Source organism: Planctomycetota bacterium (assembly GCA_035384565.1).
GTDB lineage: Bacteria > Planctomycetota > PUPC01 > DSUN01 > DSUN01 > DAOOIT01.
Genome location: DAOOIT010000037.1, coordinates 45,676 through 62,306 on the forward strand (window position 1 = coordinate 45,676; position 16,631 = coordinate 62,306).

General features: G+C 67.8%; 12 protein-coding genes. 6 read left to right on the plus strand and 6 right to left on the minus strand.

The window, feature by feature from the left end; translation table 11 throughout:
* The 4 genes from PLE19_14575 to PLE19_14590 all read left to right on the plus strand — a co-directional run bounded on the left by PLE19_14575 (position 1) and on the right by PLE19_14590 (position 6,687).
* On the plus strand, positions 1 to 1,161 hold the full coding sequence (locus PLE19_14575) for a glycosyltransferase family 4 protein (GenBank protein HPD16176.1): 1,161 nt from the start codon (positions 1 to 3) through the stop codon (positions 1,159 to 1,161).
* Positions 1,148 to 3,532: a DUF2079 domain-containing protein gene (locus tag PLE19_14580; protein HPD16177.1), complete on the plus strand. Its 2,385-nt coding sequence runs from the start codon at positions 1,148 to 1,150 to the stop codon at positions 3,530 to 3,532. Before PLE19_14575 ends, PLE19_14580 begins: the two co-directional genes overlap by 14 nt.
* Before the next feature lie 65 nt (positions 3,533 to 3,597).
* On the plus strand, positions 3,598 to 4,497 hold the full coding sequence (locus tag PLE19_14585; protein HPD16178.1) for a DUF58 domain-containing protein: 900 nt from the start codon (positions 3,598 to 3,600) through the stop codon (positions 4,495 to 4,497).
* Positions 4,498 to 6,687: a BatA domain-containing protein gene (locus PLE19_14590; protein ID HPD16179.1), complete on the plus strand. Its 2,190-nt coding sequence runs from the start codon at positions 4,498 to 4,500 to the stop codon at positions 6,685 to 6,687. It abuts the gene before it with no gap.
* A gap of 18 nt (positions 6,688 to 6,705) precedes the next feature.
* On the opposite strand, the gene acpP is transcribed toward PLE19_14590, so the two are convergent.
* From acpP to nagB, 5 genes are read right to left on the minus strand one after another with little or no spacing between them, the layout of a single operon-like run.
* Entirely contained in the window at positions 6,706 to 6,954 is a 249-nt protein-coding gene (gene acpP / locus PLE19_14595) for an acyl carrier protein (protein HPD16180.1), read from the minus strand.
* Positions 6,955 to 7,001: 47 nt separating this feature from the next.
* The gene (locus PLE19_14600; GenBank protein HPD16181.1) at positions 7,002 to 8,288 is read right to left on the minus strand and encodes a putative sugar nucleotidyl transferase; all 1,287 of its coding nucleotides are present in this window, start codon (positions 8,286 to 8,288) and stop codon (positions 7,002 to 7,004) included.
* Positions 8,285 to 9,493, minus strand: a complete 1,209-nt coding sequence (locus PLE19_14605) for an acetate kinase (protein ID HPD16182.1) — start codon at positions 9,491 to 9,493, stop codon at positions 8,285 to 8,287. The genes PLE19_14600 and PLE19_14605 overlap by 4 nt, the downstream gene beginning before the upstream one ends.
* 7 nt (positions 9,494 to 9,500) lie before the next feature.
* Entirely contained in the window at positions 9,501 to 10,499 is a 999-nt protein-coding gene (gene pta / locus PLE19_14610) for a phosphate acetyltransferase (GenBank protein HPD16183.1), read from the minus strand.
* A gap of 35 nt (positions 10,500 to 10,534) precedes the next feature.
* Complete coding sequence (gene nagB / locus PLE19_14615; GenBank protein ID HPD16184.1) at positions 10,535 to 11,278, minus strand: glucosamine-6-phosphate deaminase; 744 nt, start codon at positions 11,276 to 11,278, stop codon at positions 10,535 to 10,537.
* A gap of 161 nt (positions 11,279 to 11,439) precedes the next feature.
* On the opposite strand from nagB, the gene PLE19_14620 reads away from it, so the two are divergent.
* Positions 11,440 to 12,486, plus strand: coding sequence for an alcohol dehydrogenase catalytic domain-containing protein (locus PLE19_14620; protein ID HPD16185.1), 1,047 nt, complete (start codon positions 11,440 to 11,442; stop codon positions 12,484 to 12,486).
* A 115-nt stretch (positions 12,487 to 12,601) separates the two neighbouring features.
* Entirely contained in the window at positions 12,602 to 13,987 is a 1,386-nt protein-coding gene (locus tag PLE19_14625; protein HPD16186.1) for a Gfo/Idh/MocA family oxidoreductase, read from the plus strand.
* Between the two features lie 48 nt (positions 13,988 to 14,035).
* Here PLE19_14625 and PLE19_14630 read toward each other — a convergent pair whose 3' ends face one another.
* Positions 14,036 to 16,411, minus strand: a complete 2,376-nt coding sequence (locus PLE19_14630; protein ID HPD16187.1) for a glycosyl hydrolase family 28-related protein — start codon at positions 16,409 to 16,411, stop codon at positions 14,036 to 14,038.
* Positions 16,412 to 16,631 lie beyond the last annotated feature (220 nt).

The window sequence follows — 16,631 nt, forward strand, 5'->3', positions numbered from 1 at the left end:
ATGAAGCTTCTGTTTCTCGACCACACGACGGATCTGGGCGGCGCACAGGTCAGCCTGCTCGGACTCCTCGAAACGCTGGACCGCTCCCGCTATGCCGCGACACTCTCGTGCCCGCCGGGACGCCTGGCGGAGCGCGCCGAGGCGCTGGGGGTCCCCATCGTGGAGTCGCACCTGCCCAAGGCGCGAGCGGGCAGGAATCCTTTCGCCATCGCACGGCGCCTTGCCGCAGGACGGGCAGGCGTCCGCTCTCTGACCTCCAGCCGGCGCTGGGACCTTGTCCACGCCAACACCCTGCGTACTGCCTTATACGCGAGCCTTGTGCCCTTGCCCGCCCGGCCGCCCCTTGTGTGGCACGTCCGCGACGCAGCCATCCCCGTCCTCGCCCGGCGATGGCTCCTGCACCGATGCGACGCAGCGATCGCGCCGTCGGAGTACATCGCGGGCCTCCTAGGTCCCAGTGGAAAGGTCCGCATCGTGCCCAATGGGCTCGACGTCAGGAGTGTGCCGGAGAAGGGAGCCGGCTTGGCCTTCCGACGCGAGTTCGGGATCGGGCCGGATACCCCTGTGGTAGGGTGTCTGGGCAGGCTTCTGCGCTGGAAGGGTCAGCACTTCTTCCTCGACGTCGCCGCGCGGCTGGCCCCTCGGGTGCCCGAGGCCGTCTTTCTCGTCGTCGGGTCAGATCTGTATTCGGACCCTCGCGACGACTATGCACGCGAGTTGCGGCGCCTGGCCCAGGGGCTTGGCATCGAGGGCCGGGTGCTCTTCACCGGACAACGCGAGGACCCCATGGCCGCCGCGAGCGCGATGGACGTGGTGGTGAACTGCTCGAAAGACGAGCCGTTCGGGCGGGTGCTCATCGAGGCCATGGCCTGTGGGCGGCCGGTCGTAGCATTCCGTTCGGGGGCGGTGCCGGAGATCGTCCACGAGGGGGTGAGCGGCTTGCTGGTGAGGTTCGGCGACACGGCGGGCATGGCCGAGGCCGTCCTCGGCCTTCTGCGCGACAGGGAGCGAGGCGCGGCCTATGGGGAGGCAGGCCGCACGCGGGTGGCGGCGCGATTCTCGCTTCAGGCGGCAACGCGTGGCGTGGAGGCCGTCTATGCGGAGCTTGCGGGAGAGCCCCGACCCGAAGGCGGAGGGAGGGGGCAGAATGGGCGAGAGTGAGAATCCCGCGGCGAGAGCGCCTGAATCGGCTCGGACAAACCTCTTTCTGCCTTCCTGCCTGGTGCTGGTTGCGGCCGCGTCGGCGGCGTTAGCGTTTTCGTTCTACTTCCGCGGTCCGAACGGCGACTACAATCTCTACTACATCACCATTCCCGAAGCGCACGTCAACGAATACATCCCATCCGATGCCAGCCGCACGCTGGCCTTCCCTGGCCTGCTCGCGTGGTCCTGCCTGTGGGGTCTCCTCGTGGTTGGGGGATGGCTGCTCGTGGGCGGAGCGATGGCTCGGGCCCAGCGTCTGCCACGGCGTGCCGCCCTGGCGCGGTCGGCAGCGGCCTTCGCACCCCTGGTGCTGCTGCTGGCGGTGCCCGGGCACTACTGGCTCGGCCTGCCGATGACCATCGGACCCGTGTTCCTGATGATTGCCTGCATTGCCTCGTGCGCCGTGGTGATTGCCCACCTCCTGCGCCCGCGTTGCGATGGGAAAGTCGTGGCGGCCCTCTGTTCGATGCGTGGCATCCTCCTTCTCTGTGCGGCTTACTCTATCGTGTTCTCGTGGCTGAGCCTTCGACAGTACTACGGACTGCACCTGGGCTATGTGGACTCTGGGCTGTTCGCGGAGGGCCTGGACCATGCCGCCCGGGGCGGGGCGCTGCGGACGAACTGGGTGGACGCCGCGGACCCCGAGTTCACCGCGCTCTGGGGTGATACGGGGCTGTGCTTCAGTTGGCACTGCTTCTTCCTCCTTTCGCCCTTGAGCTGCCTCTACCGCCTCTGGCCCGCGCACGAGATGCTGCTGATCCTGCAATCGGTGGCGCTGGGGGTCGCCGGGGTTGCCGTGTATCTGCTGGCGAACGCCGTGCTGCATCATCGGTTCGCCGCATGGTGCCTGGCGGTCGCATGGTGGATCGCGCCCACGACGGCCTTCGTGAACCTGCCCTCGTCGTACGGGTTCCGCCCCGAGTCTCTCATTCCTGCCAGTGTGCTGTGGGGGCTCTACGCCCTGGAGCGCCGGCGGTTTGGCTGGTTTGTTCTGTGCCTGATCGTGGCGCTCCTGATCAAGGAGACGGTGGTGCCGATCGTCGTCATGGCGGGCGGGTTCATGGCGCTCGGCCGGCGGCTCTGGCTTGCTGGCGCGCTCACCGCGCTCCTTGGCGTGGGCTACTACGCCCTGGCCACGCAGGTGGCGATCCCCTATGTCTTCGGCCGCCCCTATGCCTTCAGCCCCCTGCTCCGCCAGTTCGGCGGCAGCGCGAGCGAGGTGGTGGCGAACGTGATTGGGCACCCCCTGGACTTCATCGCTTGCATCCTCGGCACGAAGACGAAGGTCTTCTTCCTCCTGCACATGGTCGTGCCCGTGCTGTTTCTGCCGGTTCTAAGCCCGACAGCGGCGCTTGTCGGTGCGGCGAGCTTTGCCATGCTGGCTATGGCCAGCTACTACAGCAAGTACATCATCCCCTTCGGTCAGCAGGTGGAAATCCTGGCGGGGCTCTATCTGGCGGCAATCTGCGGGCTCAGGAACGCGTGCGAGCGCCCGACGGCCATCCACAAGTGGCTCTTGCGTTCCCACGTTTTCCGCGACCGCGCCAGGGTGCTGGTGTCGGCAGGCGTTGGGCTTCTGGTCGCGGGCGCGCTGGCCAACTACTTCTTCTTCGTGCGGTCGGTCGAGTGGAGGCAGTTCCGCCCGGCCCGCCGGGCGCGAGCGGTTGCGGAACTGAGGCAGGGGACCCGCCGGACCGGCTCGCTCTGCGCCAGCTATCGGCTCGCCTCGCACTTCACGGACCAGGAGGAACTGTATGTGGCTCCCATCGGCCTCCTTCAGGCCGACCAGGCGGTCCTCGACCTCTACGATAGCTTCGTGCCGCTGGCGACGATGGCGGACTACCGCGCGCGGCTCCTCCGATCGCCCCGGTACGGGCTCGTCTACGCGCGGGACGGATTCCTGATCTTCAAGAGGGGGGCGAGCGACCCGGGCGTCGCCGGGCGATTCAGGATCACACGCGACGTCCGGCCCCGATTCACCGCAGGCGAGCCAGCGAGCGAGTTCGCCACCCTGCTCGGCTATGACGCCACGGAGTCAGATGGCTCTCTGGAACTCACGCTCTTCTGGCGCTGCGAGCGCGAGACCGTCGCCGACTGCGCCGCTGTCCTGCTGTTCCGTTCCGACGGCGAGAGGCGGGCGATGCGGCACCTGCCCACACACGGCGTCCTGCCCACCTGGGCCTGGCGGCCCGGGGAGGTGATTCGAGACCCCGTCTCGGTGCCTTGGGTCTTCGGGGGTGGAGGCGATTCGCCTCCGCTGGTGAGCGTGCGGCTCGAGCCACTTCCAGAGGCCGGCGGGCGGGCGACGGTTCGGGCCGGCCCGCCGTAGGCGCGGGAATCTTCGCCCCGATTGTGCTACAATGTGCCCGGGAGCTGGGTGGAGAAGGTGTCGGCATGGGCGACCCACGACAGTACCTGGACCCGAAGATCCTCTCGAGACTGGAGAGTCTGGATCTGAAAGCGCGCCTGATCGTCGAGGGTTTCATTTCGGGCCTGCACAAGAGCCCGTTCCACGGCTTCAGCGTCGAGTTCGCCCAGCATCGCGAGTATGCGCCTGGCGACGACCTGCGCCGCATTGACTGGAAGGTGTACGCGCGGAGCGACCGCCACTACATCAAGGAGTACGAGGAGGAGACGAACCTCGTGGCGTACGTGCTCCTGGATGTCAGCGAGTCGATGCGATACGCCTCGGGCGGGCTGTCGAAGCTGGAGTATGGCTCCTACATCGCGGCCTCGCTGATCTACCTCATGCTGAATCAGCGCGATTCGGTGGGGCTGGCCCTCTTCGACGAAAACGTGCGGCGGCTCATCGCTGACTCGAGCAACCCCGGGCACCGTGCCGAGCTGATTGACGCCCTCGAGAACATCCGGCCTGCGGGGAGGACCGAGCTGGGGCAGGTGCTTCATCACATGGTCGGCCAGGTGCGCCGCCGCGGCATGCTCATCGTGATCTCGGACCTGCTGACGAACGCGGAGCGCCTGCTGGCCGGCCTCAAACACGCACGCCACCGGCGCCACGAGGTGATCGTCTTCCACGTCCTGGACGAGGCCGAGCTGACCTTCCCCTTCGAGCAGCTCACGCTGTTCCGGGGAATGGAGGGGTACCCGCAGCTTTTCGCCGAGCCGCGATCGCTGCGCGAGCAGTACCTGCGAGAGCTGGAGGGCTTCGTGACCCGCGTGCGCGACGAGTGCGTAGCGCACCGGATTGACTACCAGCAACTGAGCACGTCGGCGCCGCTCGATGTGGCGTTGTCGAGCTATCTTGCCACTCGAATGGGAACGACGAGGACCTAGATGCTCGGCTTCGAGAACCTCCCCGCCCTTTGGGGGCTGCTGCTGGCCAGCGCACCCATCATCATCCACCTGCTGAACCGCCGGCGGTTCCGCGTGGTGGAATGGGCGGCCATGGAGTTCCTGCTGGCCTCGAGCCGCAAGAACAACCGCCGCGTGCGGATCGAGCAGCTCATCCTTCTCGCTCTGCGGGTGCTCATGATCGCCGTGCTGGTGCTCCTGGTGGCCCAGCCGTCGGTGAAGCGCGGAGCGTTGGCCGCCCTGGCGGAGCGACGCCGGTTCGTGCTTCTGGTCTTCGACACCTCGATGAGCATGGGCTATCGGGACGGCTCGGCCACGTCGTATGAGCGGGGACTGGCCTTCGCGGAGGAACTGATGGGGTCGCTGCGCGAGGGCGACGCGTGGGCGCTGGTGGCCGCCGCGGGAAGCGGCCAGGCCATGGCGCAGGAGCCGAGCTTCGATCTCGAGGCTGCGCGGGCCGCCGTGGCGCGGGACCGCTTGCCGCTCTCCGACGCCAGTAGCAGCATGCCGCGGGCGCTGGAGGCGGCCGAGGAGGTGCTCGCCCGAGCCGAGGGGCCGGTCAAGGAGGTGTACCTTGTGACGGATCTCCAGCGCGTGAGCTGGCTCGGGGCGGGAGCGTCCCTCGCCGCCGAGGACGCCGACCGAGCGAAGCGGCTGAGCCAACTGGCGCGCTTCGTGCTGGTGGACACGGGAGCTCTGGAACCCGCCAACCTGGCCGTGACTCGCGTGGCGGCCGAGGGGGCGCTGATGGTCGCCGGAGGCGAAGCGGCGCTCCGCGCGGAGATTGCGAACTACGGCCCGGACACGGCCAGCGGCGTGACCGTGCACTTCCTGGTGGACGGGTTCCGCCAGCAGCGGACCACCCTGGCCGCCATCGCCCCCGGGGGCACGGCGCAGTGCGAGTTCCGCCACGTGTTCCGTGCGGCGGGAGTCCACACGGTCAGCGTCGAGCTGGAAGGCGACAACCTGCCGAAGGATGATCGGCGGGTTCTGGCGCTCGCCACCCGGGAGAGCGTGCGGGTGCTTCTGGTGGACGGCGAGCCGGGCGGCGAGGCATTCTCGGGCGAGACGGACTATCTACGCCGCGCGCTACGCCCGGGCAATGAGGGAGAGCTCTCGCTGTTCCTGCCCGAGGTGGTGACCGCGGAGGGGCTCAGCGGTGCGGACCTGCCCGCCTACGACGCCGTGGTGTTGGCCAATGTGGAGCGGCTTGGAGAGGCGACGGTGGCGGCGCTCGACGGCTATGTTCGCCGTGGCGGCGCGCTGCTGGTATTCCCAGGCGATCGGGTAGACAGGGCGTTCTACAAGGAGGTGCTCTACCGGGACGGCCGGGGGCTGCTTCCCTGCTCGCTGGGGAACCCTGTGGGCGACGCCAACGACCGGAAGCAGGCGGTCCATATCAGTGATGAGGTGAGCGATCACCCCTTCGTGCGCCTGTTCCGCGAGCAGAAGGCCGTTCGCCTGTCCTCTCCGTTCTTCTTCCGCTATTGCCGGCTGGAGGGCCTTGACGAGGGGGCGGGAGCCCGGATCGTGTGCAAGTTCGCCGAGGGCGCTCCCGCCATCGTCGAGCGGGGCTATGGAAAGGGGCGCGTCGTCGTCTTCGCGTCCACAGCGGACGATGCGTGGAACGACATGCCCTCGTGGCCGGCTTATCTCGCGCTGATGCAGGAGGTGATGGCGCAGGTGGCGCGCGACCCGTCGTCGAGCAGGAACCTCACGGTGGGCGAGCCGCTGATCTGCCAGGTGTCTCCGCGGCAGTTCGGCAAGCCCGCGTTCGTGCAGCGCCCCGGCGAGAGCCGGCCGGTGACTGTCGAGCCCACCTCGGTTGCGGGTCTCCTGGCCGTGGTGTACGAGCAGACGGACAGGGCGGGGGTCTACGAGGTCACGTTGCCGGGCGCAGACGATCGAGCCAAAGCCGATGGCACGGAAGAACGGAGGCAGGACTTCTTCGCGGTGAACGTGCCGGCACACGAGAGCGACACACGGCGTATCGCAGAACCTGAGCTGCGCAGGCTCCTGCCGGGCTTCGAGTTCGATTATCAGCGGGGCGGCGTGCGAACGCACGAGTCTTCGGGCGCCGGCGAAAGCGGGCAGCTCTGGCGCTCGCTGGCCTACACGCTGCTGGCGCTGGTGCTGATCGAATCCATCCTGGCGCAGCGCTTCGGCCGCTGAGCGCGACTCGGCTGGCGGCTAGCCGTGCTGCTCGGCGATGACTTTCTCGATGAACGTGATGGCATCGCCGACCGTCTTCACCGAGAGGGCCTCATCCTGGTCCATCTCGATATTGAACTCCTCCTCGAAGGCCGCCACCAGCTCGATGCTCTGAATGGATTCCGCGCCGAGGTCCCGGACGAAATGGGACTCGGGCTTGACGTCCGCGAGGTCCACCTTCAGCAGGCGCGCAGTCACCTTCCTCACGCGTTCGGCTACGTCGGACATGTCGCATTCTCCTGAATGGGGCGGGCGAGAGCGTGTCCCACAGGCGGCTAGTCGGTCAAGCCACGCTCGCGTGCCAGCAGCTTGCGCGAGCGGCGCACCAGGTCGTCGCGCTCGGCCTTGGTGAGGCCCACCGCGCTTTCCAGGGCAGCGACCTCGGCCTCGGTGAGCTGCCGCTTGCGGCGGCTCATGGCGGTGCGTGCGGTCTCGAGAGTCTTCTTGAACGGGATATTGTACATCTTATTGTCGAGGAACATCGTGAAGGAGGGGATGAACTTGGGCGTCACCCCGCCGCTGGCCATGATGTTGCACATGACCCCGACGACGGTGCCGGTGTTGAGGATGGTGCCGATGCTGGTCTTCGTGTGGTCGCCGATGAAGCTGCCGACTTTGGTGTCGCCGGTATCTACCAGCTCGCCCTTGAAGTAGACCTGGACGCTGGAGTAGTCGTTCTTGAGGTCGCTATTGGTGGTGAGAGCGCCCAGGTTGACCCACTCACACACGTAGGCGTGGCCGAGGAAGCCATCGTGGTACTTGTTGCTGTAGCCGTGGATGATGGACTCCTCGACCTCGCCGCCGACGCGGCAGACGGGGCCGATCGAGCAGCCCTCGCGAATCTTGCCGCCGACCAGGATGCTGCCGTGGCCGATGTAGCACGGCCCTTCGACTCGGGTGTGGGGGTGGACCACGGCGCCATCGTCAATGGTGACCGGACCGTGGGTGGTGTCAATGCACACGAAGGGCTGCACCTCCGCCGTGGGTGCGACGAAGACCTGCTCCTTGCTCCCCCACACGGTGGCGTGGTCGGAGAAGGTGCCCACGATGCCTGCCCTGCCTGCCGCCTTGAAATCCGCCACGATCGCCGCGGCGTTGTGGTGGATCAGTTCCCAGGGGAAGCGGAGGAGAATGGCGCCGACCTCGCGGGCGGGAGCGGCGGGCGGCAGCGCGCCCAGAAGGTCCTTCGGTGTCGCCGCCGCGGCGGCCTCGGCGGTGGCCCGGCGCACGCGGGCCCCGAGGAGAGCGCCGGAGCAGGTCAAAGTCTCCTCCGGACCCTCGACGGGGAGTTGTGCCGCGTCCAGCAGCAGGCAACGGCCGTTGATGAGGAGCAGGTCGTCGCCCCGCAGGCTGGCGGGATCGTTCACGGGGGCACGGAGCCGCTGGCGAAGCACGGGGGCCAGCACGTCGCGGGTGAAGTAGGCCACCTGCGCGTAGGGCGCGGCCCGGTGGATCTTCTCGGCCAGGGTGGTGGCGCCGCAGCGCAGCTCGAAGGCTGCCCGCAGGTAGGTGAGCGGGTAGAAATTGTCGAACGTATCGTCCTCGAAGATGATCAGTCTCATGGGGTTCCCCTCTTCAGTGCCTGGGTGATCGCCAGCGTGTCGCGCGCAATCATCAGTTCCTCATTGGTCGGCACGACGAGGACGCGGATGCGCGAGGTCGGCTTGCTGATGGTGGCCTCCCGGGCGCGGATTTCGTTTGCAGCGGCGTCCAGCTCGATGCCCAGGGCGTCGAGCCCCTCGAGGATCTGGCGTCGGAGGACGATGCCATTCTCGCCGATGCCGCCGGTGAACACGATGGCGTCGGCGCGCCCGAGAACGGCGAGATAGGCGCCAATGTACTTGCGGATGCGGTAGCAGAAGACGTCGAGGGCGAGGCGTGCCCTCGGATTGCTGGGGGCCGCCTCGATAAGGGCGCGGCAGTCGTTGCTCAGCCCGGAGAGCCCCAGGAGGCCGCTCTTCTTGTTCAGCAGGGCGTCAATCGCGTCGAGGCTCATGCCCTCGTTGCGGGCGAGGTGGAAGATGATCGCGGGGTCAAGGTCGCCGCTTCGGGTGCCCATGACGAGCCCCTCGAGCGGGGTGAGGCCCATGGTGGTGTCCACGGAGCGTCCGTTGGCCACGGCGGCCATGCTGCACCCGTTGCCGAGGTGGCAGGTGATTCCGCTGAAGCGGTCGGGCGCGAGGTCCAGCAGTTGGGCGGCGCGGGCGGCCACATAGCGGTGCGAGGTGCCGTGGAAGCCATAGCGTCGGATGCGGCCCCTCTCGTAGAACTCGTAGGGGAGGGCGTACACGAAGCTGTGCCGGGGCATGGTCTGATGAAAGGCCGTGTCGAAGACGGCTATGTGCGGCTTCCCGGGGAAGGCCCTCGCGGCGCTGCGGATTCCCACCAGGTTGGGCGGGTTGTGCAGCGGCGCGAGCGCGGAGTACTCCTCGAGGGTGGCGATCACCTCGTCGTTGATGAGGGTGGACTGGACGAAGGCTTCGCCGCCGTGGACCACCCTGTGGCCGATGGCGTCGAGGTCGTCGGGGGAACGGAGGACGCCGTCCGAGGGGGCCATCAGCGCCCTGCGGATATGGTGAAACGCCTGTTCGTGGTCAGGGATTGGAGCATCGTAACGGACCTCCTTGCCCCCGGTGGCGTGTCGGACCGTAGAGGTGCCTTCCCCGATCTTCTCGACGATTCCCTTGGCCAGCAGGCCCTCGGCGGGCATCTCGAAGAGCTGGTACTTGACCGAGGAACTGCCGCAGTTGATGACCAGGATCTTCATTCGCCTCCTAACGGCCTTGCGCCATCACGGCGATGAACGCGGCGACCGTGACGATGTCGTCGGTGGTGGCCCCGCGCGAGAGGTCCGAGATCGGCTTGGCGAAGCCCTGGAGCAGCGGCCCATAGGCCCTGGCGCGGCCGTGGTACTGTGTGAGCTTGTAGGCGATGTTGCCCGAGTCGAGGTCGGGGAAGATGAGCACATTGGCGCGGCCCGCGATCCGGCTCTCGGGGCACTTGTAGCGCGCGACGCGCGGCACGAGGGCCGCGTCGGCCTGGAACTCGCCCTCGATGAGCAGATCGGGCGCCTTGCGTTGCGCGAGCCGGGTCGCTTGCACGACCCTGTCAATGCGCGGGTGCACCGCGCTGCCCTTCGTGGAACACGAGAGCATGGCCACGCGCGGCTCGATGCCCAGGGTGCGCTGCGCCGTGCGGGCGGTGGTGACGGCGATGTCGGCAAGCTGCTCCGGCGTCGGGTCAATGTTCACGCCCGCGTCGGCGTAGAACAGCAGGCGCTCGTCCTCGGGCCAGGAGTCGGGCAGGACCATGATGAAGATGCTGGAAGGGACGGAGACGCCGGGCGCCAGGCCGATGGCGAGGGCGCCGGCCTCGATGACGCGGGCAGTGGGGCAGGTGGCGCCCGCCACCATGCCATCGGCGCCGCCGGTGCTGACCATCATTGCCCCGAAGAGGAGCTTGCGTCGCAGGATGTGATGGGCCGTGGCATCGTCCACGTTCGGCCGCCGTTCGGTGTAGGCGTGGGCGTAGCGGTCCAGCGCGAGCTGCTCGGTGGGGTTGCGCAGCTCTACGCCATCGAGCGAGAGCCCGGCATCCTTCGCCGCGGCTTGCAGCTCATCGGGAACGCCCAGGACGATGGGCTCGCAGATGCGGTGCGAGGCGCAGACGGCCGCGGCCTCGAGGATTCGCGTGTCGCCGCCCTCGGGGAAGACGATGCGTTTAGGGACCTCACGAGCGAGCGCGCGAAAGCGCTCTGCAATGTCCGTATGCATGGGCGTGCATCCGAAGGCAGTGGGGACACTCGGGTTCAGCGGCGGAACTTGAGGGTGAGCCCTGTGGCAGCGTCCTTGGTGACGATGAAGACGACGTTGGGGTGAAGCTGGAGAGCGCTGGCCGGGCACTTGACGGAGACCGGACCTTCGAGCGCGGCGGCGACGGCGGCGGCCTTCTTCGGCCCGGTGGCCAGCATGATGATGCTTTCCGCCTCGAGGATGGTGCCGATGCCCATCGTGATGGCGCGCTTCGGCACCTCGTCTATGCTCGCGAACATGCGCGAGTTGGCCTCGATGGTGTCGTCCGTGAGGTCCACGGCCCGCGTGCGCGAGGCCAGCGACGAGCCGGGCTCGTTGAAGCCGATGTGCCCGTTGCGGCCGATGCCGAGGACCTGGCAATCAATGCCGCCCACGTCTTCGATGGTGGCCTCGTAGATCATGCAGTGCGTCTCGATGTCGGCGGCCATGCCGTCGGGGACGTGGGTGTTGGCCTTGGCGATGTTGATGTGGTTGAAGAGCTCGTGGTCCATGAAGTACCGGTAGCTCTGGTCGTGTTCGCCCGGCAGCCCGATGTATTCGTCCAGGTTGAAGGTCACGGTGGTCGAAAAATCGAGGTCTTCTTCCTTGTGGAGGCGGATGAGCTGCCGGTAAACGGGCTTGGGGGTGTCTCCCGTGGCGAGACCCAGCACGTAGTGTGGCTTGGCGCGCATGCCGTCCGCAATGATGGCCGCCGCCTCTTTGCCCATGTCCTCGGGCGTATCCACCACGATGACCCTCATGCCGTTCTCCTTCTGCGATGGTGATGGCAGGAGCCGCCTGGACTCCCGCAGGGAACTGCCGGTATTATCCAGAAAAGGCCCTTGCAGTCAAGGGCCAGTTGACGGGCGATTCCTGGGCCGCTAGAATCGGTTGTCGTTCCGTCACTTTCGAGGCGTGGATGATGAAGGCGATTGTGTACGGCGGCCCGGGCAGATTCGACCTGCGCGATGTGCCGGAGCCGCGTCTCGAGCCGGGAGGCCTGCTCGCCCGCGTGGAGTGCTGCGGCATCTGCGGCACCGACTACAAGCTCTACTTCAGCGAGAACCCGCGGTTCCCTCCCGGCTCGATCCTGGGGCATGAGTTCGTGGCCAGGGTGGAACAGGTGTCGGCAGGGGCGGGGGCCTTCCGCGTCGGCGACCGGGTGACGATGGCCACCACGGTGCCGTGCGGCGCCTGCGACCTGTGCCGGCGCGGCCTGCCGAATCTGTGTCCGTCGGCCCACTGTGTGGGGGCGGCCTATCAGGGGGCTTTCGCCGAGGTGATCCCGATCGCCGCCCACGCGATCCGCATGGGCAACGTGCTGAAGGTGCCCGACGGGCTCTCGAGCCGAGCCGCGGCGCTCACGGAGCCCTTGAGTTGCGTGGTGAACGCGCAGGAGATCGCTCAGGTGGGGGAGGGGCACTGCGTAGTGGTGGTGGGGGCGGGGCCGTTGGGGTGCCTGCATGTGCAGGTGGCACGCGCCCGCGGCGCGCGACGCATGGTCGTGGTCCAACGCTCCCGGGCCCGGTGCGAGCTGGCGGCTCGGCTGGACGTGGAGGCGGTCCTCTGCTCCGAGGATGGCGACGTCGTGCCGCGCGTGAGATCGCTCACGGGGGGCCGGGGAGCCGACCGCGTGATCGTGTGCGCGCCGGACCGGGCGGCGCAGGAGCAATCAATCCTCCTGGCGGCGAAGGGCGGCGTCGTGAGCCTGTTCGCCAGCCTTCCGAAAGGCGCCTCCGATATCACCTTCGACAGCCGCGTCATCCACTATGGGCAGATCTCGGTGGTCGGATGCTCGGACTCGACGGCGGCCCAGGCTCGGGAGGCCCTCCGCCTGCTCGAATCGGGCGCCGTGGATGCGGCGAGGATCGTCACCCACGAGGTGCCGCTCGACCGCATTGCCGAGGGGATCGAGATCGTGCGGCAGAGAATCGGGCTCAAGGTGCTCGTGCGAGTGGCAGGCGCTTGACGTGGCCTGCGCCCTCTCGATGCTCGCGCTCGGGAGAACGAGAAGCCAGGATAGCATGCAGTGAGAGGCGACGAGCCATCGGGCCCGTCTGACACAGCGACCAAGGAGATCAAGCATGGCAAGGCAGATCAGCCGCCGCGGCCTCCTGAAAGGGACGGCTGCCCTGGCCGGCGCGGCCGTGGGCGCGCGGGCCTTTCGCTCCCCGGTCCTCTGGTCCGGGGAACCGGCGAACTCGAAGCTCGGCTGCGTGGTGATCGGCTGCGGTGGGCGCGGCATGACCAGCCACCTGCCCGAAGCGGTCAAGGAACGGTTGGTGGCCCTCGTGGATGTGGATGAGAACCAGTTCGCCAAGTGCACCAAGTTCATCGAGTCGAAGTTCAAAGCGCTCAAGCTTCCGACCTTCAAGACCTACACAGACTACCGCAAGATGTTCGACGAGTGCGCGAAGGAGATTGACGCCGTCTTCGTGGCCACGCCGAACCACCACCATGCGCTGCCGGCGATGATCGCGATGAAGCTGGGCAAAGGGACCTACGTCGAGAAGCCCATGTGCCACACGATCCAGGAAGCGCGGGCCATGGCGAAGATGGCTGAAGAGACCAAGGTGCCCACCCAGATGGGCAACCAGGGCCACTGTGCCGAAGGCTATCGCCGCTTGGTCGAATACATCCAGGCGGGAGCCATTGGCAACGTCACCGAGGTCCACTGCTGGTCCGACCGCGCCAACGGCGGCACCGGCCCACGCCCGCCCAAGCAGCCCGTGCCTGCGGGCCTGCACTGGGACGAGTGGATCGGCCCCGCCCCCTACCGCGACTTCCACAAGGACCTCCACCCCCACGAGTGGCACAACTGGTACGACTTCGGCAACGGCTCGCTGGGCAACATGGCCTGCCACATCATGGACGGCGCCGTGTGGGCGCTGAACCTGAAGTGGCCGACGAGCATCACGCTCGAGATGGTGCTCGGCGGCACCGACGAGTACTACCCCATCGGCGACCGCATCTGCTACGAGTTCCCCGCCCGCGGCGAAATGCCGCCCGTGAAGCTCTACTGGTGGGACGGCAAGCGCCCCGACAAGGGCGGCCAGAACCGCCCGCCCATCGTCGAGCAGCTCGAGAAGGAGAATGACCGCAAACTGGGCGGCAACGGTACCATCTACGTCGGCGACAAGGGCGTCATGCACACCGACTGCTACGGCGGCAGCCCCCGCATCCTGCCTGAGGAGAAGCACAAGGCGTTCGCCGCTCCGCCGCAGACCCTGCCGCGGACCAAGAGCTCATTCGAGGACTTTCTGGTGGCCTGTCGTTCGGGCAAGCCCACGTGCGCCTCGAAGTTCGAGGTGGCGGCCGTGCTCACCGAAGTGGTGCTCCTCGGCAACCTCGCCCAGAAGGCCGGCCTCAACAAGAAGGTCGAGTGGGACGGGCCGAACATGAAGTGCCCCAACATCCCCGAGGTCAACAAGATCGTGGAGATTCCGAGCCGGAAGGGCTGGACCCTCTGACCGCCCGGGCGCGGCGCTGCCCTGTCCGGGCTCTGGATGGCGCCCTGCCTACTGCGGCACAATGAGGGTGCCTGCCGCCTTGTCGCTGACTTCGGGCGGGTTGCCCGACCAGTCCAAGTGCCACAGAAGCTGGCCTGCCGTCTCAGGGTCCAGGGCGATGCCGCGCTCGCCAGGGTAGAGGGCGAAGCGGCTGGAGTCCAGGATATTCCAGGCGATGGCCGGCGGGGGATTGCCGCGTCGCGCATCACCGCACGGCAGCCAGGTCGTCTGCCGGAGGCTCCAGAGCATCTTCGAACTGGCGACATAGGCGCTGTGGCGGAACTCGGACGCCTGCACGCGGTTGCCGCATAGCAGGGGGGCGGGGATGGCCATGTCGGTGCGCCGTGCCGCCTCGAGTTGAACGCCGTCGCCGTCCAGGAAGCGGCAGTTACGCGCCTCGTTATACCAGCACGGGCCGAAGGGCAGGCGTTGCGTGGGGTCGGCCACGTGGGCCGCATACCACCAGACGCCCCGCGAGCGCAGGCCCACGAAGCGCTCTACGGTGTTCTCCAGCGCCCCTCCGTAGAAGTCCACGCCCCCCACGGCATCGCGGCAGTAGTCGTTGAGCAGCACGTTCTGCATGAAGAAGTTGCGGACGACGACGAGGGAGGTCTGGTCAGGCGGGACGGCCCAGGGCTCGGCCAGGGTCACCCGATTCCCGGTGTTCGCGGCGACGCGGCGCCATTGGCCGAAGCCGCGGCCGTGCACGACCAGCGCTACGCGGCCCTTCAGCACGTCGGGCTTCCACTTCTGGTCGGCCTGCTCGAGCCAGTCGGCGCCCGCTGCGCTGGGGTGCCCAAGCCAGTTCTCGCGGCCGACGTCGGGGCCCTCGAACAAGAAGCTCTCGGCGCCGCCCTCGACCGAGCCGCCGTTGACGACCCCGTTACGGGCGATGAAGTTGCGCTCGATCGGCCCCATCCAGGGGCCGCAGGTGAAGCCGCGGTTGGAGCCGTCGCACACGTTGCCCTCGATGAGGCACTCGACGCCGATCATCCAGCCCATGCCCGTGGTGCCGAAGGAACCCCCGATCGGGCTGAACGTGTTGGCGATGGTGCGGCATCTGTAGCCGGTGCCCACGTGGCCGATGCCGTTCATTCCTTTGAGCGAGCAGCCGCAAATCTCGCAGAAGCGGGCGTAGCCCAGGAGGCCGATGCAGGCGGTCCCCGGCCGCCACTTGCCGCTCACCCAGGGGGCGTGGGAGTTCACCAGGTCGCAGTGGCGGATGACGATGCGCTCGATCGCCCCCTGGACACGCGCCGCGGCAATGGCCCAGCAGGCAGGCTCGACCGCCACGAAACCGAGGTTCTCGACTCGGGAGTTGGAGACGAGGTAGACCATCGGCGGGCCCTCGAGGCGGCGGAAGTGGCGGGACCAGTCTTCTCCCTTGCCCCTGAGGGGCTCCTTGGGGAGATCGGGAGAGAAGGGCTGCGCCTCGGGCCGCATCACGAGGCGGCTGAGCTCCGGGCGAAAGCCCTCAAGGTCCACCCCAGGCGGCACACGAACGGTCCGCGAAAGCACGTAGTCGCCCTGGGGCAGGAATACGACGGCTCCGCCGTCATCGGCCGCGGCGAGGGCGGCGCGCTCGATGGCCGCGGCGTCGTCGGCCCGGCCGTCGCCTCTCGCTCCGAAGTCGCGGACGTCGAGCCGCTTGCGCTCCGACGGCTTCGCCCGGGTCACGGCCAGGGGCATCGGCCCGCCGAAACCGTGGAGGCCGGTCTTCAGGCCATTGTGAACCCACAACTCGTAGGCCCCGTCGGGCACGGCGTCGGGCACCTTGAAGCGCAACTCGTAGGGCAGTTGGTAGTTGAGGTGGCCCTGATAGTCGAAGCGATTGCCCCACTCGCACGCGAAAGCCCGCTTCGCCGCGCGATCAATCAGCCAGAGGGTGGGTGCGGGCGGATGCAACGACTGCACCATGTTGCGCCCGAAGAGACGGCACTCCTGGCCCGGAGCCACCTCATCGAATTCCGCGAAGAATGGCTCCGGACGGTTCACCACGTAGGGTCGGGAGACTCCCTCGCTGGTCTTCACCCAGAAGACCTGGACCGCCCCCTGAAGCTTGCCACCAATCACCTGGGAGGTGAGCACGAACTGACGGCCGTAGAGGTCGCCGACGCCTTCGGGGGGCGCCGCGGGCGGAGTGAACACCTCACCTGCTGCGATAGCCTGGGCAAGCTGCTCGGGCGAGCGCTCGTCGCGAATCTCGCCCCGCAACACCTTGACGTTGCCGGCGCCGAAGCCTTCACCGAATAGGAAAAAGGTCTCCCAGTGGCGCACCGGCTGGGTGACGTAGCTGATGACGGGCGGTTGCGCCCACGCGGCGCGGCAGTTCACCAGTGCGAGCAGCAGTGCGGCGACCCGGGTCGCCTCTCGAGGACCACGCATGCCGCAGACTCCTCTCATCCTCCCCGGGGGAAGGCCAACGCGGACTCGGCAGAGGGGATGATTGCGCATGCGGCGTCCTGCGTCAAGCCCGACGCGGGCGTTCGCGGTTGGCGACGTGGAGACGGCGATCACATGGCGCCGCAGGAAGCAGCAAGCGCGGCGAGGCTAGGAGCCTGTCCAAGAATCCCCGTGGGCTGCGTTGCCGGCGTCAGCGGGCTGG